The sequence below is a fragment of the Methylocaldum gracile genome (assembly GCF_053646815.1).
Map to the genome: position 1 here is coordinate 3,822,248 of NZ_CM132196.1, position 23,226 is coordinate 3,845,473.

The 23,226-nt window shown below is 54.4% G+C and carries 25 protein-coding genes; 12 read left to right on the top strand and 13 right to left on the bottom strand.

The annotated features are described in order from the left end of the window. Window positions 1-30: 30 nt before the first annotated feature. Together ACWJJK_RS16970 and ACWJJK_RS16975 are read left to right on the top strand one after the other, a co-directional pair. On the top strand, window positions 31-2,457 hold the full coding sequence (locus tag ACWJJK_RS16970; protein ID WP_454129050.1) for a penicillin-binding protein 1A: 2,427 nt from the start codon (window positions 31-33) through the stop codon (window positions 2,455-2,457). Between the two features lie 8 nt (window positions 2,458-2,465). Continuing rightward, complete coding sequence (locus ACWJJK_RS16975; RefSeq protein ID WP_139841026.1) at window positions 2,466-3,062, top strand: hypothetical protein; 597 nt, start codon at window positions 2,466-2,468, stop codon at window positions 3,060-3,062. Between the two features lie 163 nt (window positions 3,063-3,225). On the opposite strand, the gene rpmE is transcribed toward ACWJJK_RS16975, so the two are convergent. Then, window positions 3,226-3,429 carry a 50S ribosomal protein L31 gene (rpmE, locus tag ACWJJK_RS16980; protein ID WP_077727999.1) on the bottom strand — a complete coding sequence of 68 codons (204 nt, stop codon included), beginning with the start codon at window positions 3,427-3,429 and terminating at the stop codon, window positions 3,226-3,228. A gap of 206 nt (window positions 3,430-3,635) precedes the next feature. On the opposite strand from rpmE, the gene ACWJJK_RS16985 reads away from it, so the two are divergent. After that, window positions 3,636-4,415, top strand: coding sequence for an exodeoxyribonuclease III (locus ACWJJK_RS16985; RefSeq protein ID WP_086133580.1), 780 nt, complete (start codon window positions 3,636-3,638; stop codon window positions 4,413-4,415). Between the two features lie 19 nt (window positions 4,416-4,434). Beyond that, entirely contained in the window at window positions 4,435-5,724 is a 1,290-nt protein-coding gene (locus ACWJJK_RS16990) for an AmpG family muropeptide MFS transporter (protein ID WP_205780982.1), read from the top strand. Window positions 5,725-5,801: 77 nt separating this feature from the next. Here the strand turns inward: ACWJJK_RS16990 and lpdA are convergent, their stop codons facing one another. The 3 genes from lpdA to aceE form a co-directional block, all read right to left on the bottom strand. Further along, window positions 5,802-7,223, bottom strand: coding sequence for a dihydrolipoyl dehydrogenase (gene lpdA / locus ACWJJK_RS16995; protein WP_077727996.1), 1,422 nt, complete (start codon window positions 7,221-7,223; stop codon window positions 5,802-5,804). A gap of 98 nt (window positions 7,224-7,321) precedes the next feature. Further along, window positions 7,322-8,665, bottom strand: coding sequence for a dihydrolipoyllysine-residue acetyltransferase (gene aceF / locus ACWJJK_RS17000; RefSeq protein ID WP_077727995.1), 1,344 nt, complete (start codon window positions 8,663-8,665; stop codon window positions 7,322-7,324). Window positions 8,666-8,675: 10 nt separating this feature from the next. Next, entirely contained in the window at window positions 8,676-11,363 is a 2,688-nt protein-coding gene (gene aceE / locus ACWJJK_RS17005; protein ID WP_077727994.1) for a pyruvate dehydrogenase (acetyl-transferring), homodimeric type, read from the bottom strand. Between the two features lie 427 nt (window positions 11,364-11,790). On the opposite strand from aceE, the gene ACWJJK_RS17010 reads away from it, so the two are divergent. After that, on the top strand, window positions 11,791-12,114 hold the full coding sequence (locus ACWJJK_RS17010) for a PilZ domain-containing protein (protein ID WP_077727993.1): 324 nt from the start codon (window positions 11,791-11,793) through the stop codon (window positions 12,112-12,114). A gap of 83 nt (window positions 12,115-12,197) precedes the next feature. Here ACWJJK_RS17010 and moeA read toward each other — a convergent pair whose 3' ends face one another. After that, on the bottom strand, window positions 12,198-13,466 hold the full coding sequence (gene moeA, locus ACWJJK_RS17015) for a molybdopterin molybdotransferase MoeA (RefSeq protein ID WP_077727992.1): 1,269 nt from the start codon (window positions 13,464-13,466) through the stop codon (window positions 12,198-12,200). 58 nt (window positions 13,467-13,524) lie between these two features. On the opposite strand from moeA, the gene ACWJJK_RS17020 reads away from it, so the two are divergent. Together ACWJJK_RS17020 and ACWJJK_RS17025 are read left to right on the top strand one after the other, a co-directional pair. Then, window positions 13,525-14,616, top strand: a complete 1,092-nt coding sequence (locus tag ACWJJK_RS17020; RefSeq protein WP_077727991.1) for a PA0069 family radical SAM protein — start codon at window positions 13,525-13,527, stop codon at window positions 14,614-14,616. Between the two features lie 100 nt (window positions 14,617-14,716). Further along, the gene (locus ACWJJK_RS17025; RefSeq protein WP_077727990.1) at window positions 14,717-15,859 is read left to right on the top strand and encodes a GGDEF domain-containing protein; all 1,143 of its coding nucleotides are present in this window, start codon (window positions 14,717-14,719) and stop codon (window positions 15,857-15,859) included. A gap of 205 nt (window positions 15,860-16,064) precedes the next feature. Here the strand turns inward: ACWJJK_RS17025 and ACWJJK_RS17030 are convergent, their stop codons facing one another. From ACWJJK_RS17030 to ACWJJK_RS17050, 5 genes are read right to left on the bottom strand one after another with little or no spacing between them, the layout of a single operon-like run. Next, a complete protein-coding gene (locus ACWJJK_RS17030) occupies window positions 16,065-17,066 on the bottom strand; it encodes a peptidylprolyl isomerase (RefSeq protein WP_156879512.1) in 1,002 nt (333 codons plus the stop codon). Continuing rightward, window positions 17,067-17,357, bottom strand: coding sequence for a BolA family protein (locus ACWJJK_RS17035; RefSeq protein WP_077727988.1), 291 nt, complete (start codon window positions 17,355-17,357; stop codon window positions 17,067-17,069). Further along, window positions 17,357-17,656, bottom strand: coding sequence for a YciI family protein (locus ACWJJK_RS17040; RefSeq protein ID WP_077727987.1), 300 nt, complete (start codon window positions 17,654-17,656; stop codon window positions 17,357-17,359). Before ACWJJK_RS17040 ends, ACWJJK_RS17035 begins: the two co-directional genes overlap by 1 nt. A 4-nt stretch (window positions 17,657-17,660) precedes the next feature. After that, the gene (locus tag ACWJJK_RS17045; RefSeq protein ID WP_086133583.1) at window positions 17,661-18,203 is read right to left on the bottom strand and encodes a septation protein A; all 543 of its coding nucleotides are present in this window, start codon (window positions 18,201-18,203) and stop codon (window positions 17,661-17,663) included. Window positions 18,204-18,235: 32 nt separating this feature from the next. Continuing rightward, on the bottom strand, window positions 18,236-18,616 hold the full coding sequence (locus tag ACWJJK_RS17050; RefSeq protein ID WP_086133584.1) for a hypothetical protein: 381 nt from the start codon (window positions 18,614-18,616) through the stop codon (window positions 18,236-18,238). Between the two features lie 244 nt (window positions 18,617-18,860). Between ACWJJK_RS17050 and ACWJJK_RS17055 the strand changes: the two genes are divergently transcribed. Continuing rightward, window positions 18,861-19,172 carry a DUF1244 domain-containing protein gene (locus ACWJJK_RS17055; protein ID WP_077727984.1) on the top strand — a complete coding sequence of 104 codons (312 nt, stop codon included), beginning with the start codon at window positions 18,861-18,863 and terminating at the stop codon, window positions 19,170-19,172. A gap of 18 nt (window positions 19,173-19,190) precedes the next feature. On the opposite strand, the gene ACWJJK_RS17060 is transcribed toward ACWJJK_RS17055, so the two are convergent. Together ACWJJK_RS17060 and ACWJJK_RS17065 are read right to left on the bottom strand one after the other, a co-directional pair. Then, window positions 19,191-19,535: a phenylpyruvate tautomerase MIF-related protein gene (locus ACWJJK_RS17060; protein ID WP_086133585.1), complete on the bottom strand. Its 345-nt coding sequence runs from the start codon at window positions 19,533-19,535 to the stop codon at window positions 19,191-19,193. 12 nt (window positions 19,536-19,547) lie between these two features. Continuing rightward, entirely contained in the window at window positions 19,548-19,937 is a 390-nt protein-coding gene (locus ACWJJK_RS17065; protein WP_086133586.1) for a flagellar basal body-associated FliL family protein, read from the bottom strand. 92 nt (window positions 19,938-20,029) lie between these two features. Between ACWJJK_RS17065 and nagZ the strand changes: the two genes are divergently transcribed. The 3 genes from nagZ to ACWJJK_RS17080 are packed head-to-tail and all read left to right on the top strand — an operon-like array spanning window position 20,030 to window position 22,376. Further along, on the top strand, window positions 20,030-21,076 hold the full coding sequence (gene nagZ, locus ACWJJK_RS17070) for a beta-N-acetylhexosaminidase (RefSeq protein ID WP_434132262.1): 1,047 nt from the start codon (window positions 20,030-20,032) through the stop codon (window positions 21,074-21,076). Continuing rightward, entirely contained in the window at window positions 21,073-21,624 is a 552-nt protein-coding gene (locus tag ACWJJK_RS17075) for a hypoxanthine-guanine phosphoribosyltransferase (RefSeq protein ID WP_133716941.1), read from the top strand. Before nagZ ends, ACWJJK_RS17075 begins: the two co-directional genes overlap by 4 nt. 14 nt (window positions 21,625-21,638) lie before the next feature. Then, window positions 21,639-22,376, top strand: coding sequence for an S-methyl-5'-thioinosine phosphorylase (locus ACWJJK_RS17080; RefSeq protein ID WP_156879511.1), 738 nt, complete (start codon window positions 21,639-21,641; stop codon window positions 22,374-22,376). 12 nt (window positions 22,377-22,388) lie between these two features. Here the strand turns inward: ACWJJK_RS17080 and ACWJJK_RS17085 are convergent, their stop codons facing one another. Beyond that, window positions 22,389-22,835 carry a thiosulfate oxidation carrier protein SoxY gene (locus ACWJJK_RS17085; protein WP_156879510.1) on the bottom strand — a complete coding sequence of 149 codons (447 nt, stop codon included), beginning with the start codon at window positions 22,833-22,835 and terminating at the stop codon, window positions 22,389-22,391. 74 nt (window positions 22,836-22,909) lie between these two features. Here ACWJJK_RS17085 and soxZ point away from each other — a divergent pair, with 74 nt between their 5' ends. Beyond that, window positions 22,910-23,221 (top strand): thiosulfate oxidation carrier complex protein SoxZ, encoded by a 312-nt coding sequence (soxZ, locus tag ACWJJK_RS17090; protein WP_156879509.1) that lies wholly within the window; start codon window positions 22,910-22,912, stop codon window positions 23,219-23,221. Window positions 23,222-23,226 lie beyond the last annotated feature (5 nt).

The window sequence follows — 23,226 nt, forward strand, 5'->3', positions numbered from 1 at the left end:
AACAGTCGACGCCAAGCGCGCTCCCGTTCAGTGAGCCTCTTGAAGCTAATCTTTTTTTTCCTCCTTGCCGGATTCGCGAGTTTGGCCTTAGCCGCGTTCTTGCTTTATCGGTTCATCGAACCGCAACTCCCGGATATAGAAGTTTTGCGGGATGCGCGGTACCAGACTCCGATGAGCATTTACAGCAAAGATGGCCTCCTAATCGCGCAATACGGCGAAATGAAGCGCAGCCCGGTCAGCTTTTCCGAAGTGCCAGAAAAAGTCATTCAGGCTTTCTTGGCGGCCGAGGACAATCGGTTTTTTGACCATCCGGGCGTGGACTACCAAGGTTTATTGCGAGCGACGTTTTCCTTTCTTCGGACGGGCAAGAAGAAGCAAGGTGGCAGCACGATCACCATGCAGGTGGCCCGCAATTTCTTTTTAAGCAGCGAAAAGACCTTTTTTCGCAAACTCAAGGAAATCGTGCTGGCGATCAAAATCGAATCGGAATTGACGAAAGAACAGATCTTGGAGCTGTACTTGAACAAGATCTACTTCGGCCACCACGCGTATGGCGTCGTAGCTGCGACTCAGGTCTACTACGGCAAAGGGATTAACGAGCTCGACCTGGATGAAATCGCGACGATTGCGGGTTTACCGAAGGCTCCCTCCGCGTTCAATCCGATAACCAATCCAGAGAGGGCGGCGAGCCGGCGAAACTATGTCCTAAAGCGGATGCGGAAACTGGGCTACATCAATGATCAGACTTACCAGGACATGATCAACCGGCCTGTCACCGCAAAACTCCATACGACCCCCGTCGAGTTAAATGCCCCCCATGTCGCAGAGCTGATCCGCAACGAGATGTATCGGCAGTATGGCGAATCCGCTTACACCAGCGGTTACAGGATATACACCACGATCGACAGCCGCTTGCAGGCAGCCGCAGACAGGGCGCTGCGCCTTGCGCTGCACGACTACGATGAGCGTCACGGATTTCGGGGCGCTAAGCAACGAGTAGATTTAAAGAAGGACAAGCGCCCCAAGGACTGGGACGAGCGATTATCCAGCATCCCCAGAGCGGGAGAAACGGTACCCGGGCTGGTCCTAGCTGTTAAAGACAGCTCGGCAGAAATTTATCTCGGCGACAAACAGCGCATCGAACTGGACTGGGACGGCCTTAAATGGGCACGCAAGTATATCTCCGAGAATGCACAAGGTCCTCTGCCCAAAAGCACCAAAGAGATACTCAAGGCCGGTGATCTCATCAGGCTTCGCAAAGACGGCAACGACCATTGGAAACTTAGCCAGATTCCGGAAGTTGAAGGCGCGCTGGTCGCATTGGATCCGACCAGCGGTGCCGTAGTCGCGCTGAGCGGCGGGTATGATTTTGCTCTCAGCAAGTTCAACAGAGCGACTCAGGCGCAAAGACAGCCCGGCTCCGGCTTTAAACCAATACTCTACGCGGCAGCATTGACCCACGGATATACTCCGGCGAGTGTCGTAAATGACGCTCCCGTTGTCTTTTCCGACCCGTCCCAGGCGGACGGATTCTGGCGTCCTCAGAATTACTCGGGCCGATTTTACGGCCCCACGCGACTCAGAGTCGCACTCGCCAAATCACGAAACCTCGTATCCATTCGATTGCTTCAAAGCATCGGCCTCAAGAAGGCCATAGATATGGCCATGCGCTTCGGCTTTCAGCCCGAAGAGCTGCCACGATCTCTCCCGCTAGCCTTAGGAAGCGGCACTGCAACGCCCCTCCGGATGGGGCAAGCCTATGCCGTGTTCGCGAATGGCGGCTTCCACGTCGAACCGTACTTCATCGAACGCATCGAAACCGAAGCCGATAGAACGATCTTCCGAGCTACGCCGCAAATCGCATGTGCGAATTGTGCCGAGTCCGATGATCACCAAACGAATTTTGCACCTCGCACGTTATCTCCCCAGGTCCATTACATGATGAACTCCATGCTGCAAGACGTGGTACGAACCGGGACCGCGACCCGTGCAATGGAACTGGGGCGTAACGATATTGCCGGCAAAACCGGCACAACGAATGAATATAGGGATGCCTGGTTTAACGGTTATGTTCCCTCTCTGACGACCATCGCTTGGGTCGGCTTCGATTCATCAAAATCCTTGGGAAAAGGTGAAACTGGCGGCAAAGCCGCACTGCCCATGTGGATGTATTTCATGCAGGAAGCCCTCAAAGATTTACCCGAGCAGACTTTTCCGCTTCCAAGCGGGTTGACCATCGCTCGGATGGATCCGGGCACGGGAATGCTTGCTCCACCCGGCAGCACTAATGCTATCTTCGAGGTATTCCCGTCGGAGCGCGCTCCTCGTTACTATGCTGCGCCGCGCGTAAGCGAACCGCCTCCCTCTGAAGTCATCGAAGACGAGGCCGAGCCGGAATTACCGAAGCCCCCTCCCCTTCGAACGACGACCGAAAAACCAATCGAATCGCTATTTTGATCTCCATCATGTCTACGAAAGATAAAGCACGCCTGTTGATCGCTCAGGAGGCTGCGAGGATTATCGCCGAAGAGGGTGTAAACGATTATCTTCCGGCAAAAAACAAGGCTGCCGCCCGCCTGGGGATAGCGAATTCACGAAGCCTTCCCCGAAACGAGGAAATCGACCAAGCGTTAGAGGAATACCATCGACTCTATCGGGCTGAAACACAGCCGCTGCACATTGCTCGTCTTCGAAAACTCGCATTAGAGGCCATGCGTTTCCTGGAAGAGTTTTCGCCGCGATTGATCGGTGGCGCGCTGGATGGCAGCGCCAGTAAATACAGCCCGATCATCTTGTATGTATATCCCGAAAGCCCCGAAGAGATCATCAAGAAATTGGTTGAAGCCCGCATACCATTTAAGGAAGGGGCCTTTTCGTTGAATTTGGGACACAGGCGGGGCATGACGTATCCGGCGCTGGATTTTTTTGTCGATGGCGTCCGCGTCGAATTGGCGGTACTCCCGCCGGAATTGAAGGGGCAACGGATCAATCGAAAGGAAAAGGCGGTGCCTGGCGGCTCTCTTCAGGACGTCGAGAAACTGATTAACGGCATTTCGCCGTGAGACTCGGCCGAAGCCTCACGAGAACGACAATCAAAGACCAATATCTATCGGTTGATCGATAATCCGTTTTTGACCGGCCCAAAACGGAGAGCATTCCTTGCTCATTGCCGTTAAACGAGGGGCGGCCAGGCCGATTTCGAAAGACGCAAACGAGGCTGAAAAATCAGCCCCGTCCGTACTTGCGTCGGAACTTGTCAACACGACCGGCAGTGTCGACGATCTTCTGCTTGCCTGTATAGAATGGATGGCAAGCGGAGCAAACTTCAACCTGCAAATCTTTGCCAAGCGTCGACTTGGTTTCGAAGGTATTGCCGCAACTGCAATGGACGGCGATGGACTTGTATTCGGGATGAATATCCGGCTTCATAATGAGGCTTTCTCCAGGAAATCAGAACAAAGGGACGACAAATTTTTCATGGTACTTAAAACGGCTCTTCACTGCAAGATGGACGCACTCTTTAGCGCGGATCGTCCTGCTTCCAACTGAACATCGGCCCACCCGCATCAGCCTTTATTTCCATTTTCGGCGACAGCACTCTAGCGGCTATATACCTATCTGAGATATAAACCATAATGCGTATAGTTTCCCTCAATGTTAACGGCGTGCGGTCAGCAGCGCGCAAAGGCTTTTTCCACTGGATGGATAAACAGAATGCCGACGTTGTCTGCCTACAGGAAACCAAGGCTCAGACACACCAACTGGAAGACCCTATCTACTGGCCTAAAGGGTACCAGTGCTACTACCTGGATGCTGTCAAAAAGGGCTACAGCGGTGTGGCATTGTATAGCCGACGGGAACCGGACGAAGTCATTCAGGGCATTGGCTGGCCTGACATGGACGCCGAGGGGCGTTATCTCGAGGCCCGATTCGGCCCGCTAAGCGTCGTTTCCCTATACTTGCCTTCCGGATCGTCCAGCGAAGAACGGCAAGCGGTGAAGTTCGATTTCATGAACCGCTTCCTGCCGTATCTTCGGGAATGCGCACAGTCCGGGCGCAATTATATTTTCTGCGGCGACTGGAATATCGCCCATAAACCCATTGATCTCAAGAATTGGCGATCCAACCAGAAAAACTCCGGGTTCCTGCCCGAAGAGCGTGCTTGGCTGGATGTCGTATTCGAGGAGGACGGCTGGGTCGATGCCTTTCGTGTTGTCAATCAGGAGCCTGAACAGTATACCTGGTGGTCGAATCGCGGTCAGGCTTGGGCCAAGAACGTGGGTTGGCGTATCGATTATCACGTGACCAGTCCCACTCTCCGGGAAGCAATCCTCGCCGCCCATGTTTACAAGGAAGAGCGCTTTTCCGACCATGCGCCACTCACCATCGATTATGACTACCCTTTCCTGGCGTGACGCGCTATTTAACAGACGGATGTTGATCTGCATCCTCACGGGGTTTTCCTCGGGGTTGCCTCTATTCGTGCTGATCAGCCTGATTTCGGCCTGGCTACGCGACGGAGGTGTCGACCTCAAAGAGATCGGGTTGCTGGCTCTCGTTCAATTTCCTTACATCTGGAAGTTTTTGTGGGCGCCACTCTGTGACCGATACGGTCTACCAATGGGGCGACGCCGGACTTGGATGCTGATTACCCAAATTGCACTGCTGCTCTCGATTCCCGCTTTTGGTTGGCTCGCTCCCGTTCCAGACATCGCGACCATTCGTTGGCTGGCGGTAGCGGTAGCACTATTTTCAGCAACCCAGGACATTGCAATCGATGCCTTTCGGCGAGAGATTCTCAGGGACGAAGAGCAAGGACTTGGCAATGTAATCCATGTGAATGCGTACAAAATCGCCGGGCTCGTACCGGGATCTCTGTCGCTGATCCTCGCTGATTATTTGTCTTGGGACGCCGTCTACTTGATCACGGCCCTGTTCATGTTCCCCGGCATTCTCCTGACGCTCATCGGAACCGAACCGGAGTTTTCCAGCCACGCCCCTCCGACGCTACGTCAAGCCTTAGTCGATCCTTTTCGTGAATTTGTTCAACGAAAGGGTTGGAGCGGCGCGTTAACGGTCCTGGGATTCATCTTTTTTTACAAGCTGGGCGATAGCATGGCAACGGCGCTGGCCACGCCCTTTTATTTGGACATGGGCTACAGCAAGACCGAAATCGGCGTGATCGCCAAGCATGCCGGACTTTGGCCTAACGTTGCAGGCGGCATTTTAGGTGGAATATGGATGATTTCTCTGGGGATACATCGGTCTCTTTGGGTATTTGGCGTTTTACAGGCGCTGGTGATTCTCGGCTTTGCCTGGCTTGCCACGGCCGGCCATACCTTGGCTGGCCTGGCTGCCGTTATCGGCGCTGAGGCGTTCGGTGTCGGATTGGGCACGGCCGCGTTCGTTGCCTACATCGCCACCGCCACCAATCCGGCGTACACCGCCACCCAGTTCGCGCTGTTTACCAGCCTGGCCGCAACGCCACGGACGCTGGCCAATGCATTCACCGGCTTTCTCGTCGAAGGTGGGGACATTAAGATGGGAAACATTTCGCTGCTTCACATCGAAGCGCTAGGCTGGGAACGCTTCTTTTGGGTTTGCTTCGCGCTCACCCTTCCAGGCATGCTGCTACTGTTCAAAGTCGCGCCATGGAACGGAGGCAAGCGGAGCAGAGATCCAGGACGTCTCGAGCCTCAACCCGATTCGCAGTCATCCGACTGAAAAATTTTGCGCCGAAGGAATGCGTTGCGCAGATAAGAGAGCGCCCTCTGGATGCTCTCCTCCGGCGCGAATTCGGCCTACTTTCGAATATAAAGGTCCGTAATACTGCCTTCCAGCATCTCGGCGGCAAATGCAAAGGTTTCCGACAAAGTCGGATGCGGGTGAATAGTCAAGGCGATATCTTCCATATCGGCGCCCATCTCGAGCGCCAGAACGGCCTCGCTGATAAGCTCCCCCGCATTAGGCCCGACGATCCCTGCCCCCAGAATCCGCTTAGTCTCTTTATCGCACAAAATCTTGGTTACGCCCTCTTTGCGATCGATGCCTAGAGCCCGCCCGCTCGCCGCCCAGGGAAATGCGGCTTTGTCGTAGGCAATCCCTTGAGCTTTTGCCTGATTTTCCGTAAGTCCCATCCAGGCCACCTCTGGATCGGTGTAAGCTACCGAGGGAATAGTTAACGCCTGAAACGCCGAGCGCTCTCCGGAAATGACTTCCGCCGCCACTTTCGCCTCGTGAGTCGCTTTGTGTGCCAGCATCGGATTGCCCACGATATCGCCGATGGCGTAAATATGAGGCACATTGGTTCGCTGACAGGTGTCTACCGGAATGAAGCCTTTGTCGTCGACTTTGACGCCGGCATTCTCCGCACCGATCAGATTTCCGTTTGGCTTCCGGCCTACGGCGACCAGGATGCGGTCGAACAAGTCTGATTCGGGGGCGCCTTCACCGCCTTCGAAATAAACCTGCAATCCTTCCGACTTCGCTTCGATGCGCGTTACCTTCGTCTTAAGGAAAATATTCTCGTACTGTTTCTTGATGCGCTGATACAACGGCTTAACCAGATCCGCATCGCAGCCCGGAATGATCTGGTCCATCAGTTCGACAACCGTGATCTTCGAACCAAGCGCATGATAAACAGTGGCCATTTCCAAGCCGATGATGCCGCCGCCGATGATCAGAAGACGCTTGGGCACTTCGGCGAGCTCCAAGGCGTCCGTGGAATCCATCATGCGCGGATCGTCGTGAGGGAAACCCGGAATCTGTACCGGCTGCGAGCCGGCTGCGATGATGGCGTGATCGAAACTGACCGTCTTTGTGCCATCTGCCGTTTCAACCTGTAGCGTTCGGTCCGAAGAGAATTTGCCCACGCCGTTGACGATGGAAACTTTGCGCTGCTTGGCCAAGCCTGCAAGCCCCGTCGTAAGTGTCTTCACGACTTTGTTCTTCCAGTCGCGCAGCTTGTCCAAATCAACGTTCGGCGAACCGAAATTCAGTCCAAAACTTGAAGATTCCTGCGCCTCCTGAATGACCTTGGCGGCATGCAGCAATGCTTTCGAAGGAATACATCCGACATTTAGACAAACGCCCCCCAACACCGGATAACGCTCGACCAAAACCACCTGTCTGCCCAAGTCGGCGGCTCGAAAAGCGGCGGTATAACCACCCGGACCGCCGCCCAAAACGACAACTTCGGCATGTAGACTAGATGTATCGGACATCGAACGTATACCTTCTATTAAGAAAAAATTGCAGATTAGCGTTCCATCGCAAGTTGTATCGAACCGGTTTGCCGGCAAGCCTCAAAGCATCCCGGCTTCTATAAAAGGACTCGCCGCAGTTCGGCCAGCAATCCAGCCAAATAAACCGTGAATCGTGCCGCCTCGGCTCCATCGATGACGCGATGATCGTACGACAGGGACAATGGCAACATCAGGCGCGGAACGAACTGTCCGTCCAGGTAAACGGGCTTGGTTTGCGCTCGGGACAAACCAAGTATTGCCACTTGAGGCGGATTGATGATGGGCGTAAAAGCCGTACCGCCGATTCCGCCGAGGCTCGAGATAGTAAACGACGCCCCTTCGAGATCGTTGTTGCGCAGTTTCTTGCCACGGGCTTTCGCGCCGAGTTCTGCCAATTCCCTAGCCAAGTCGAAAATGCCTTTTTGATCGACATCCCGAACTACGGGCACCACTAGGCCTTCCGGAGTATCCACCGCCACGCCCAAGTGATAGTACTTTTTAAGGATCAGCTCTTCGCCGTTGGCTGCGAGGGATGAATTAAACGTCGGAAACTCTTTGAGCGCTGCCGCTACGGCCTTGATGACGAATGGCAGAAAGGTCAGCTTCACATTCTGCTTTTCCGCCTCGCTCTTGAGCGACTGGCGAAAGGCTTCGAGATCGGTGATGTCGGCTTCATCGTGTTGCGTCACATGGGGAATGCTCATCCAACTCCGAAGCAGATTCGGGCCGGAAAGCTTCTTGATGCGGGACAACGGCTGTCTATCGACGGTGCCGAACTGAGCGAAATCAATTTCCGGCTGAGGCGGAATGGCGAAAACACCACCAGCCATCGCTTGCTCGACCCGCTTCAGGCTCGCTTTTACGAATGCCTGAACATCCTCCTTCAAAATACGGCCTTTTGGCCCGGTGCCTTGAATTTTCTGAAGCTCAGCCCCCAATTCACGGGCGAACTTCCGAATCGATGGGCTCGCATGAGGAGGATGCGCATGCTCTTCAACAACTTTTAAAGCTCGTTCGGCGATGGCCGGCGCGGGCTTCGGCTTCGCTTCCGGCTCTGCTACTGAGGAAGGCGCAGGCTGCTCGGCAACGGGCTTGGGCGCCGCTTCGCCGGAGACGATCTTTCCAGCTTCCGCTTCCGCCTCAGGCGGAGCTTTCTCTTCCCGTTCCGGCTGGGCCCGATCAGCAAGCTCCAACTGCAATATCGGCGACCCCATGCTCACCCGATCACCGACATTGACCTGCATTTCTTTCACCACGCCGGAAAACGGCGAAGGCACCTCCATCGCCGCTTTATCGCTTTCCAGCGTAATCAAGGAATCGTCGGCCTTGATTACATCCCCCGGCTTAACCAGCACTTCGATGATCTCGACGTTCTTGAAATCCCCGATATCGGGAACTACGACTTCTTTTAGCACTGCCATAGCGATTCCTTTACACCTTCACTGGATTGGGCTTTTCCGGATCGATGCCGTATTTGGCCATAGCTTCCGTCAGTGTAGAAGTCGCCACGCCGCCCTCATCGACTAAGGCTTTTAGTGTCGTAAATGCGATGTAATGCCGATCCACCTCAAAAAATCTCCGCAATTCGGAACGTTGATCGCTGCGACCAAAGCCGTCGGTACCCAGCACCGTATAGGATCTCGGAACAAAGGGCCGGATTTGATCGGCGAGCATTTTAATATAGTCGGATGCCGCGATGATCGGCCCCTGGGTTCCGGCCAGGCAATCCTCCACGTAGCTGATGCGGGGCGGCTGATCCGGATGCAGGAGATTCCAACGCTGTTTGTCGAGTCCGTCACGGCGCAGTTCGGTAAAGCTGGTGACGCTCCAAACGTTCGCTTTTACGCCGAAGTCCTGCTCCAGCAATTCCGCCGCGACGATGGCCTCGCGGAGTATCGTACCGCTGGCCAAAATTTGGGCTTGAGCCGATTCGCCGGCGTCCTTGAGCTTATACATGCCCTTGACGATCCCTTCGCGCGCGCCGGCCGGCATGTCAGGATGAGTATAATTTTCATTCATGACGGTGACGTAGTAGAAGATGCTCTCGCCCTCCTGATACATCCGCCTGAGGCCGTCTTGAATAATCACGGCCAGTTCGTAGGAAAAGCAAGGATCGTAAGCTACGCAATTTGGGATCGCCGACATGCTGACGTGACTATGCCCGTCCTGATGCTGCAAACCCTCGCCCGCCAGCGTTGTACGTCCGGCAGTTCCTCCCATCAAAAAGCCGCGCGCCTGCATATCGCCCGCGGCCCACATCAGATCCCCCACCCGTTGATATCCGAACATCGAGTAGTAGATGTAGAACGGGATCATCTGGATGTTGTGGTTGGTATAAGCCGTACCGGCCGCGAGCCAGGAGCACATGGAGCCCGCCTCCGAAATGCCCTCTTCCAGGATCTGCCCTGATTTGTCCTCCTTGTAGTACATCACTCCGCCGGCATCCGCAGGAACGTACAATTGCCCGACGGAAGAGTAAATACCGTATTGGCGGAAAAGTCCCTCCATACCGAAAGTTCGGGCCTCGTCCGGTACGATGGGTACGACGTACTTACCCAATTTTTTATCCCGCAACAGCAGCGTCAGGATGCGCACGAACGCCATCGTAGTCGACATTTCCCGATCTTCGGTGCCCTTCAGCAGAGGTTCGAAGACATCCAGCTCCGGCACCTGCAAAAGCGGCGCGTCGCGTCGCCGTTGCGGCACGTATCCGCCCAGGCTCTTTCGACGCTCGTGCATGTAGCGCTGCTCCGCACTGTCTTCCGGCGGCTTGTAGTACGGCAACTCCATCAGCTGGTCATCGGGAATGGGAATATTGAAACGATCCCGGAAGTGGCGGATCGCCTGTTCGTCCATTTTCTTTTGCTGGTGCGTGGTCATGAGCCCTTCGCCCGCGCTGCCCATGCCATAACCCTTGACCGTCTTGGCCAGGATCACCGTCGGCTGTCCGGTATGGTTTACCGCCGCATGATAAGCGGCGTAGACCTTGTGCGGGTCGTGCCCGCCACGATTCAGGCGCCAGATGTCCTCGTCGGACATATTGGCCACCATCTCCTTCAGCTCCGGATACTTGCCGAAGAAGTGCTCGCGGGTGTAGGCACCGCCTTTCGCTTTGTAGGCTTGATACTCGCCATCCACGGCCTCTTCCATGCGCTTCTTCAAGAGGCCGTCTTTGTCTTTGGCCAGCAGAGGATCCCAATAGGAACCCCAGATGACTTTGATGACATTCCAGCCGGCACCGCGGAACTCCGCCTCAAGTTCCTGGATGATCTTGCCGTCGCCCCGCACTGGCCCGTCGAGCCGCTGCAGATTGCAATTGATGACAAAGATGAGATTGTCCAATTTCTCCCTGCCGGCAAGCCCGATGGCTCCCATGGATTCCGGCTCATCCATTTCGCCGTCGCCGCAGAAACACCAGACTTTGCGGCCCGAGGTCGCCAGAATCCCCCGATCCTCCAAATATTTCATGAAGCGCGCTTGATAAATCGCCATCAGCGGACCAAGCCCCATGGATACCGTCGGAAACTGCCAAAAATCTGGCATCAACCAGGGATGTGGATAGGAGGAAAGACCGTTGCCGCCGATTTCGGCGCGAAAACTGTCCAGCTGTTCTTCGTTCAGGCGTCCTTCCAGAAACGCACGGGCGTAGATGCCGGGAGCGGCGTGCCCCTGAAAGTAAATCAGATCCCCGCCGTGGTTCCCATTGGCGGCATGGAAAAAATGGTTGAAACCCACGTCGTAAAGCGTCGCAGCTGAAGCGAAGGTGGCAATATGTCCACCGTATTCGCTGGTTTTACGGTTGGCTCGGACAACCATCGCCATCGCGTTCCAGCGGATATAAGAGCGGATGCGCTGCTCCAAACCGGCATCGCCCGGCAAGCGGGGTTCCATGTGGGGCGGAATGGTATTGATGTACGCCGTATTCGCCTTATAAGGCAGGTTCGCCCCCGCGCGGCGTGCCTGATCGACCAAGCTTTCGATCAGGAAATGCGCACGCTCGATACCTTCAGTCTCGATAACGGCCTCCAGGGCCTCCAACCATTCTCGGGTTTCTTCGGGATCGATATCGTTGACGCTCTTAAGGTTTTGCGATGGGTGAGACGGACTCACGGCGGACATAGGAAAGGTTCCTCCACTGATTAAGGGCTTCCAGCTAATTTTTTCGAATGCAGACAAGCAAGCGACAAGTCATCTATTGAATTCCGACCTTTAGATTGCTTGAAACGAAAGAATTTCTGGCATGTTTGTTGAACCGTTGATCCAGTGATTACAGAACTGTGCAACTCTGACTTTGCCTTCTGAACGAGGTCAACGTTGTATTGTTAGAAAAAAAAGTCCAATCGGAAAATGTTACAGACTACGAGCCGATTACGCCAGAAAAGCTAATCTGAAAAACTGCTCGGCTAGCGATTTTATGAGCTTTGATCACCTGGTATTATCGTCCGGTAGCCAGATCCGAGGCACAAAAACATCGCCCGCTCATCAATTGCCGTGATAGTGCAGCGTTTGTGAGCGACTCTACTTTTAAGACAACCGGTCGCCCCATATGTTAGGAAGCAAAACAAATTCGGAAAAGGAACGTCGGCGTGCCCCGCGGTTGGATTCGCGAATTTCCGCCTATCTAATCATGCCATCGAGCGCCCCATTGCGTGGCGTCGCGAAGAACATAAGCCGTTCAGGCGTCTTCATTGAGACTACCAAACCGCTGAAACGGCTCATCGGTGAACCGGCTCGGCTGGTCTTTACGCTCGAACATGGAAACTTGGTGAGGTTGGCTCGCTATTCGGTGGTTATCGTGCGGGAGTCACAGCACGGAATCGGCCTCGGCTTTTGGCATTCGAGCAAGGCGGTGGATTCGCGTAAAGCCTAGCCGTAGGTTTATAGTCACTCCCGAGCCAAACACGCCTGCCCGCTTGGACCCAACGGCCCGAAACATTGAGAAACTCTCGCAACCTACATCAAGCAGGCAAACGGTAAAACATCGACCATTTCACCGGGCTCCACAGAAGCGCGATCGTGCGCCAGAATAATCATGGCGTTTGCCAGGCTCATGGAGCGAAGAATGCCGGAACCCTGTTTGCCGCTCGTACGCACTTCCCAGTCACCGGTTTCGGTTCTTTCGAGAATGCCCCGCTGGTACTCCGTGCGGCCCGGCTTTTTAGCAAGCCGCTCGAGACACTTGGCTTTCAGTGTGGGAATAACCGGCCGCTCCAGAATTCCCATTTTCTTTTCCAGTAATGGAAGGACAAATTGGTAAAAGTTTACCATCACGGCGACCGGGTTACCCGGCAACCCGATGAATGTCGACGCGCCGATACTACCAAAAGCCACGGGGCGTCCCGGCTTCATGGCAACCTTCCAAAAACCGATATTGCCTATCGAAGACAGAACCTCCTTGACGAAATCGGCTTCACCTACCGATACGCCACCCGAGGAAATGATCACATCCGCAGCGGATGCAGCCCTTATCAAAGCTTCGCTTAGTAGCTCGGGATCATCGGGCACGATGCCCTGGTCCATCACCTTGACACTTAACCGTCTTAGTGCCGAGTGGAGCGTATAGCGATTGCTGTCGTATATGCCGCCGGCCTCTAAGGATCTTCCTAGCTGATGCACTTCGTTTCCGGTCGATAAGAGCGCTACCCGAGGTCGCCGCTTGACCTTGATTTCACTTATGCCTAACGAGGCGATCAGCCCGATATCCGGTGGGGTCAGATAGCGTCCTCCGTTCAGAACCGTTTCGCCCCGCTTGACGTCCTCACCAGCCATGCGGACATTATCCGCCATGCGATGCCGCCCACCGGTTATGCAGATCCGATCCCCGTCGACATCGACATGCTCCTGCATCAGCACGGTATCCGCACCGGCCGGCATGGGCGCACCGGTCATGATGCGTACCGATTGTCCTGGAAGCACGGCGCCGACAAACGGCGTTCCCGCCAGAGCCACGCCTACCACCTCCATTTTCACGATGCTTCCAGCGCCCGGCAAATCCGTTCCTCGTATGGCGTAGCCGTCGACAGCCGCATTGGTATGGGATGGAACATCTAAAGGCGAGACCACAGGGTCATGCAAAACTCTCGTTACGCCCTCGAGGATGCTGACTTGTTCGTAACCCCTGACCGAGGAAACGGCATTCAGTATGCGCTCTAAGGCATCATCGACATGAAGTGCGTCGTGCTCATCATTGTCGCTACAACTGGGTCGGTTAGTCGTAGTCATGGCGAGACCAATCTGGAAATATTCGGTGCCAGTGAGAATGGTACTATTGGAGGCGAGTATGAGCGACAATGAATGCCAAAAAATCCGGGTTCCGAATTCGCCGACAAAAGGCCGAGGGGCCGTAAGCAATCGGGAATCCCGCTATTCCGAGACCGTCCGAGAAAAAATCGACGACGACTGGTGGGCAGAGGATGTGCCCCCGGCAGCAACCACCGTAACACACGATAGCGCTCGGAGCATTATCACCCATAACCGGTCGCCCGACATCCCTTTCGATCAGTCGATCAATGCCTACCGGGGCTGCGAGCATGGTTGCATTTACTGCTATGCGCGGCCTAGTCATGCTTACTTGGGACTGTCGCCGGGACTGGACTTCGAAACCCGGCTGTTCGTCAAATCCGATGCGGCGAGTCTGCTGCGCAAGGAGCTAGCGAAAAAATCCCATCGTCCATCTCCAATCGCTTTAGGCGCCAACACCGATCCTTACCAACCTATCGAGCGGGAATGGCGCATTACTCGGGAAGTTCTCGAGGTACTCTACGAATGCCGCCATCCGGTTAATATCACGACCAAATCGGCACTCATCGAACGCGATCTCGACATTCTCTCGGCAATGGCGCGCGAGCATCTGGCCCAAGTTCAGATTTCGATTACCACGCTTGACAAGGGGTTGGCCCGAATCATGGAACCGCGGGCTACGAGCCCGCAACGCCGACTCCAAACAATTCGCATTCTAGCGGACGCTGGCGTGCCAGTGACCGCACTGGTGGCCCCGGTGGTTCCGATTCTGACGGACGCGGAGCTCGAAGCCATCCTTGCTCAGGCAGCCGCACATGGCGCCATCAGCGCCGATTACATCGTGCTGCGCCTTCCTCTCGAACTGAAAGAATTATTCCGCGAATGGCTGGAAACCCATGTCCCGCTAAAAGCCAAGCACGTTCTGGCGCGACTGCGCGATATCCATGGCGGTAAACCGTATGAATCTAGTTTTGGCCTTCGCCACTCCGGGTCAGGGATTTACGCCGAACTCATCCGGAATCGGTTCCTGGTGGCTCTCAAGAAAAACGGGCTTAACGCCACCGAAATCCATTTAAACCCGGAGTTATTCAAGCGTCCTAGTGATGCGCCTGTGCAAACCAGCTTATTTTGATACTTTTGATACCTGCTCGAATCAAAAATGGCGATCCAAAACTTATGCTAGGCTTTTATGCTGAAAATAAGCGTCATCGCACCGACTAAGGATCCTAAGTTTGGACGAGCTTTACACCGAATTATGCGTCCTACAAAGCCACCTGGGTAACCTCGTCGATCGCATTCGGCAGAACCAGATTAAATTGCATCGCTTCCAAACGCTGGAAATGACCTTGCTCACGCTGAACTCTCTGCGTGAACTGGTCGATCAGGTGTTGGAAGACACTCGCGTTCTATTCGAGCTTGACGCCGTTAGCTTCGTATTGGTCGACGAAAAAGGCGAACTCGAGCGCTTCCTCAGAGAGGATGGTCTAAACGTCGACAAGCAGCCAAATCTTATATTGCTGCCCAGCGGCGAAATCCTGGACCGTACGTTCCGCAAGACCTTAAGACCTTACCTAGGGTGCTACAAACCCGAAAAATGTGCCGCATTCTTCCCACGCCTTCCGGATACTTCGTCCAGCGTTGCACTCTTGCCTCTCTATCGTCGAGGCAAACTCATGGGGAGTTTAAATCTCGCCAGTACCGACACCATGCGCTTTTCCGAGCAGATGGCAACGGATTTTCTGGATCGGCTGGCCTGCGTGCTCAGCGTATGCCTGGAAAATACCTTGAACTTCGAACTGCTGCGACGAACCAGCCTTATCGACACGCTCACCGGCGTCAACAACCGGCGATATTTCGAACAACGCGTCAGTGAAGAAATCGACCGGGCACTACGCAGCGGCGAATGTCTGTCATGTTTATTTCTGGATATCGATCACTTCAAGACGATCAATGATACTTATGGGCATCAAAGCGGTGATCGGGTGCTGGTCGACGTGGCACAGACCATCCGCTCCATGCTGCGCAACAACGACGTGTTAGCGCGCTATGGCGGCGAGGAGTTCGTTGCGCTTCTTTCGACAGGAACGGGCAACCGGGCTGCCACCGATGTAGCAGAACGAATCCGCCAACGCATTGCCGATCGCGAGTTCTACGATAAGGATGGCGAGGCGCTGAAGATAAGTTTGTCTATCGGCGTAGCCACTTTGGACCCAACCAGGGTCAGCGGGATCGATGCCACCGAGGCCCGCCTTATCGAAGCAGCTGATATAGCTTTGTATCGAGCCAAAAACAATGGTCGAAATTGCGTAGTCAGCAACGGCTTTGTCGAACCGAGCTTTCAAGAAACATCGCAACAGTGCGTTGCCGGCTTCTAGCCAGCATTTCCCATACTTCTCCAATCGCAAACGGTACCTTCGGGAACGTCGGAGCCGATCTTTCAATCGCGAACGGACGTTTAATCGCCGCCTTCCGTGCGCGGTAGCGTACCGTTTTTGCACTGCGCTACACGCCGTCGCGACGAAGGGAAGAAATGTGGGTTAGAGCCGGAAAACACCTCCGGCTCTAACAGATAGCGCGAGTTTATTCGGCCGGCTCTTGCGATTCAGAGGGGTCTTCCTGCGGGCCACTTTCCGGCTGCTGTTGCGAAGGATCCGCAGCAGGACTTTCCGACGGTTTTTCCGGCGCCGTGCCAGCACCGGGCTGCTGCGGCGAATCGATCGCAGGTTTCTCAGCCGGTTTCGGCTTCTCGAACTGCTCTATCTTCGCCTTGTTTTTCAGCTCTCCAATGTGTTGTTGCAGCCGTTGTGTCTGCATCATGGATCGCAGCTGGTCTTTGACGGCATCAAAAGGCGGTGGCGGCTGGTCGCGCGAATCTTCACGCAGGATCACGTGCCAACCGAACTGAGTTTGAACGGGCGTTTGGGTCAATTCGCCATTCTTTAAAGCAACTACCGCGTTTGCGAAAGGCGGCACCATCTGCTGCGGGTTAAACCAGCCCAAGTCGCCACCACTTCCCTTGGAGCCAGGATCCTTGGAAACTTTCTTCGCGATATCTGCGAACTTTTCCCCTTTTTGTAGTCGCTTAATGACATCCTTCGCCGCCTGCTCGGTATCCACCAGAATGTGCCTGGCTTTGTACTCCGTCAACTTCATCGAACCAACGCGCTGGTCATATTCTTTCTTCAAATCTTCGTCGGAAATCGCAGCGCTGTTGATGAAATGTTCCGCGGCAATTTGCGACAAAACCATTCGATCGGCATTTTCCACGCGCGCGGCGTATTTCGGATCATTGGTCAACTGCTGGGCCTCGGCCTCTTGGCGCAATAGTTCTCGTTTAATCAGTTCATCGATGATTTTTTCTTCCGATATCCCGTTGTCCCCGCGGCGCTGAGCCAGTTCCGCCGATAAGATATCGACTGCGGCTCTACTGATCGGTCTGCCGTTGACTACGGCGACTGAGTTTTCAGCCGTTGGGGCCTCAGCCGTGCTTGTCGCACCCTTTTGGCCATCAGTGCCAACGTTATTGCATCCCGCGATAACCAATACGCTGGCGATAGCGGCGACAAGTGAATATGTCTTCATTTACGCATTTCCTTTTTGTTGAAATTCAAGTGGAGTAAAAGCCTTCATACTGAAAGCGTGTATCTCTTTCTGCATCAAGTCGCCCAGCGCGCGATAGACCAACTGGTGCCGCTGAACCGAACTCTTTCCTTCAAACATCTCAGACACGATAGTGGCGTAAAAATGCCCACCGCCGGTTTCCATGGCACCAGCATGGCCGGCGTGCGCCATACTATCGTCGGTAACTTCCAAATGTACCGGCGAGAGCACCTCTTCCAGTCGGCTCCTGATTTTTTCGACTCGACTTATCATTATGGAAGCACCTTCTTGAACGGTTTGATCGTCACCCGAGCATACACGCCCGCCAGACGATAAGGGTCCTCATCTGCCCATGCTTGAGCAGCTGCCAGACTGGAGAATTCGGCAACGATCAAGCTGCCGGTGAACCCGGCTTCGCCCGGATCTTCGCAATCGACAGCCGGATGGGGACCTGCCAAAATCAACCGCCCCTCGGCTTGCAGCGCTTTCAACCGATCGAGATGCGCAGGACGCGCTTCGAGACGATTTGGCAGACTTCCCTCAGCATCCTCACAAATAATGGCGTAGAGCAAAAAACTACTCCTCCGGATTGGGTTCGGGCAAAAAACGAGATAGATAGATGGACTGGGCAATGACAAACACGAACGTTAGCCCCAAAAGGCCGAAGAGCTTGAAGTTGACCCAAGTCTCTGTACTGAAATTGTAAATAACAAAAAGATTGACACCACCGAGCGCGACGAAGAACGTGGCCCAACTCAGATTCAATCGGCGCCAAACCAAATCCGGCAGTTCAATTTGATTACCTAGCATGCGCTCGATCAGTGTTCGCTTGCCGAATAGTTGACTACCGAGAAAGGCCATGCCGAACAGCCAATTGAGTACAGTCGGTTTCCACTTGATGAAAAGTTCATCTTTCAAGAATAAGGTTGCACCACCGAAGATAACGATGATTGCCAGCGAGACCAAATGCATAGGCTCGACTTTGCGCGTCTTTAACCACGTGACCGCCACTTGTACCGCAGTCGCTACGATAGCGGCGAGAGTTGCAGCGTAAATATCGGAAATCTTAAAAACGATAAAAAAGAGAAAAATCGGGAAAAAATCGAACAGCAATTTCATAGTTCGGGCATAGGTAAAAAAGAGATTAGGAGTCAGGCGTAGACGTCCACACCCAACATCTGGCTGAGAGCGCTTTTTGCCTCATATTGCGGCAAATCGAATTGTGCGCGATAGGCATTTAGCGCGTGCTTCGTTCTCGCGCTCAGTATCGTTTGGTATTGGGCAGTTCGTTGTTCCTCAGCTTCCTTCCTGAGTTGAGTTGGCTGGTTGAGGCGATCCAGGACGGCTTTCAATTCATCTGAAGACGCGACGCCGCCTGCGCTATTGTCTCCCATATTAATACTGGCATTTTCTACGCCAGCCATTATCCTTGGGTCAGCCGAAGTGACTCCTTGGACGGCTATAAGTTCCCGCTGCCGTTTGATTTCAGCGAGCGCGTAAGCAGAAATAGAGGCGGCTTTTTGAATATCCATAGTCGGACGGCGCCTGCGGCTTTACCTATTCATTCCCTTATAATAAATACTATTTCACAGAACATTATATCCGACAATACTTTGCAAACCGGCAAACCGAAGCTTAACACATCGAAAGCGTATGCATGGCCAAGCACCATTCCGGAAGCGAGAAGCGTTCCCCAAGTTACCAGGGGCACTCCGGACGGAAGCTATTCCGAGGTTCCTCGGTCCAATCTTCAAACACATCCAAGCACTCAGAGCTATGAACGAACAAACCCGAATCGAACTGGAAGCAGCAGCTTTCCGACGGCTGCTGCAACATCTGCGCGATCGTTCCGACGTGCAAAACATCGATCTGATGATTTTGGCGGGCTTTTGCCGTAACTGCCTGGCCAAATGGTATAGCGCCGAGGCGAAGGAGCGCGGTATCGACATCGATTATCCGGCGGCGCAAGAAATCATTTACGGCATGCCGTATGCCGAATGGAAGGCCAAGTATCAAAAAGAGGCCACACCGGAGCAACTCAAGGCCATGGAGGAAATCCAACGCCGCAATGAAGCCGCCGGACATTAGCGGCAACGGCCCAAAGGTTTAGAACGTCCCGCCGTTCCAGCCCCATTGACTGCCTTTGATATCGGTAAATTCGATGTAGACCCGCGCTGGAGGAATATCGAGCCGTTGTTCCAGCAAACTGCAAATTGAACGGGATAGCGATTTGATCTGGCCGGCGGGCAATCCGATGCTCTTGAGTTCCGCATAGGCTGCCGGCTCGCCGGTGCCGCCGAACAGCATAGGAACATCGCTGTTCAAACTCACCATGACGTAGGACTCTGGTTTTCCGAGCTCTTTGGCCAACAGGCGCGAAGCCGCCGTCAGCAGCGGCTCGCGCTGGTCGGGAGAAACTTCCCGATTAGTCTGTATCGTCAGATAAGGCATAGAAGAACTCCACTACTGGATAAGAAAATCGGTAAAAAAGAGATCCTTTAGTCCTTCGCCTGCGCCATATTTTTCCAGCGTTTTGGTGACATCCTGTAACGCCGCTTGACGAAGCTTCTCCCGCTCGTCCACAGCAGAAAGCTGCTCGGGATTGCGATTCGAAAAGAGCATAATCAACGCATGACGAATAGGCGGCATGTGCATTTTGATTTTTTCCGCATGCTCCTTGCTATCGATCAACAGTTGAATGTCGGCTCTAAGATAATGGCGTTTGCCCTCAAGATTTACCAGCACCGATTCTAAAGGCAAATATTCGACTCCACCGTCTCCTTCGCCGCTCATGCCATAACCTAACGGACTAAATAAAAGAAGAAACAAAGCCAGAATTTTCGATCTTCCCACGAGGTTCTCCAGTGGCTTTCGGTTAGCGTCTCGTCGCGTTCGCTCGATTATAGTTTAAAATCGTGGACCTTCAGTATTTCCGGCGGACGCCCATGAAACCATCTAAGCCGCTAGGGCCTGTGATGCTCGATCTACAGGGCCTAACCGTAAGCCCCGATGAAAAGGACAAATTGACCCACCCCGCCGCAGGCGGGCTCATTTTGTTCAGTCGGAACTACGAGTCGCCGAGGCAACTCATGAATCTCGTGGGGGAGATTCGCGCGTTACGCCCCGAAATTCTGATCGCAGTGGATCACGAGGGTGGTCGCGTACAACGCTTCCGCGAAGGATTTACACGATTGCCGCCCGCCGCCCGTTATCACGAGATAGCAAATGGGCAACCGGACCACTCCGAAACAGCGGCCGAAACGGCCGGTTGGCTTATGGCGGCGGAACTTCGGGCCGTCGATATCGATTTCAGTTTCGCGCCCGTTTTGGATGTCGACTCGGGCGTCAGCGACATCATCGGCAATCGCGCGTTTTCCCGCGATCCTTTCGAAACCGCACAACTCGCCCGGGCTTTTGCGAGAGGTATGAGACGAGCCGGAATGCCATCCGTGGGCAAGCACTTTCCCGGTCATGGCGGCGTGGCGGAAGACTCCCATCTGGCACTGCCGATCGACCACCGCAGCATGGACGAAATCGAAAACCGCGATTTACTGCCATTCCGCGCCCTCATCGAATTCGGATTGGAGGGAATCATGCCGGCCCACGTGATTTACGCGGAAATCGATGAGCGGCCGGCCGGTTTTTCATCTTTTTGGATTCAAGAAGTTCTTCGCCGCCGGCTCGGATTCGACGGAACCGTGTTCAGCGACGACTTATCCATGGCCGGCGCAGCATTTGCCGGAAATCATGTTGACCGCGCCAGGCTAGCGCTCGAAGCGGGCTGCGACATGGTACTGGTCTGCAACATGCCCGACGCCGCGGGCGAAGTCCTCGAATCCTTGACGAATCATTCCAGCACAGAACGCGAGCCCCGCCTCCAGCGCATGCGGGGACGTTTTTCCATGGATCGTAATGCCTTATTGGCGAGCACTGACTGGCAGCGCGCCACAGAACTGATCGCATCTATCAACGAACAACCGGGACTCGCATGAACAAATCGGAAGAAATCGAACGAGTAATAGCCGAAGCCGACTGCCTTTTTTCGGAAAACGAGGTCAACTCGGCCCTCGACCGCATGGCGGCCGAGATCACTACACTCATCGGCGATAAGACCCCTTTGTTGCTCTCGGTTCTCAACGGCGGCATCATTCCCACCGCAGAGATTGCCCTGCGTCTGCGCTTCCCCTTGGAAATCGACTCCATCAAGGCCGGCCGCTACCAGGGAGAAACCCGCGGCAGCGAAATTCGCTGGCTCTTGAAGCCTAGCATCCCCCTCCGTGATCGGACAGTACTGATCATCGACGACATCCTGGATGAGGGCATCACCCTGGCTGAGATTCGGAAATACTGCCTCGAAGAAGGCGCCGAAGCCGTGTACACGGCTGTTGTCGTAGACAAGAAATTGAATAAGGAGAAACCTTGCCGAGCCGATTTCATCGGATTGGAAGCCGAAGATCGCTATTTGTTCGGATTCGGCATGGATTATAAAAGCTATCTTCGCAATTGGCCGGGCATCTTCGCCTGCAAGCACGTTTATTGATAAAGGGAGCTGTCATGACTTTAATGGCCATCATCGGGGGAACCGGTCTCACACGGCTCCCTGATCTCACGATTGTCCGGCGTGAGCGAATCGCCACGCCGTATGGAGATCCTTCTTCAGAACTGGTTTTTGGCCATTTTCATCAGCAAGAACTGGTGTTTCTGGCGCGCCATGGCAACCCGCACATCATTCCGCCACACAAGATCAATTACCGCGCAAACATCTGGGCGCTGAAAGAAGCCGGTGCGGCCAGCATTCTGGCGATAGCCGCGGTAGGAGGAATCCGCGCCGATATGGTGCCGGGAAAAATCGCCGTTCCAAACCAAATCATCGATTACACGTACGGACGGCCACACACGCTTTTCGAGACTGATCTCGAACTGGTAACCCACGTCGATTTCACTCACCCCTACAGTCCATGGTTGCGGGAAAAGATATTGACCGCAGCTCAAGTGGCGGGCGTCAGTATCATCGATGACGGCGTATACGGCTGTACCCAGGGGCCGCGGCTGGAAACCGCGGCGGAAATCAACCGCATGGAACGCGACGGCTGCGATCTCGTCGGAATGACCGGTATGCCGGAGGCCGCCCTGGCACGCGAACTCGGCATCGATTACGCCTGCTGCGCCGTGATTGCCAATTGGGCGGCGGGAAAAACGGCAGCCGAAATTACAATGATGGAAATCGAAGCAAACTTAGTGGCGGGAATGGCCGATTTAACATCCATCCTGAGGCATTTCGTTCAGGCATAAGACATCGGCAGATTAACCGCAGCCGCCAACCATGACCCTTACCGTCTTTTGCGTTCCGAAAAATTTCCCCTCGGACTCGGCGATGACCAATATGGCGCTTGTTTCGTTCATCTTTACGCGCAAGGAAGCAAATCCGTCGGTTCCGGGCTCGAAGCGAATCTGAGCCGCCAGCGGCGTGGGATTTTTCTCTACGAAAATGAGCATGCGCGAGGTGTTCGGCAGCCGGCTATCGACTGAAATCGGCACGATCGCGCCGTTCTCGGCCAGTTCCGGCACTTCGAAGGCAATTCGGTCGGTTTCAGCCCACGACGCTCCCGCCAACATATCCGAAAGCAGTCGGCTGAAACCGTTCTCCATCCGTTGAGGTGCTCTGGATTTCGCCGCCCCAAAAACGACTTCCCAAGGTAATGCTAATGCCGCTACTAGCATTCGAACGAAGTTGCGTCTGGATTGCGTCATTTCGTATCCCTGCTTGAATCCAAGCGATCTAATGATTACCTTAACTTTGGCCCCGTTCGACCTGAGTCACTAAAATGTCCAGCATCAAGATACGCACCAAGCAGGAAGAAGACCTAACCACCGTCCGCATGCTTATCACCCATCCGATGGAAACCGGACGCCGCTGGGATGAGCTGACGGAAAGAACCATTCCGGCTCACTTCATTCGAGAAGTCAGAATAGAGCACAATCAACGCTTGGTCGCAAGCTGTGAGCTAAGCACAGCCGTATCCAGAGATCCCTACATCTCAGTGAGATTCCGTGGCGGAAAAACGGGCGACAAGATTCGTGTCACCTGGGCGGACAATTTGGGAAACACCGACAGCGCCGAAAGCACCATCGGTTAAGGTTA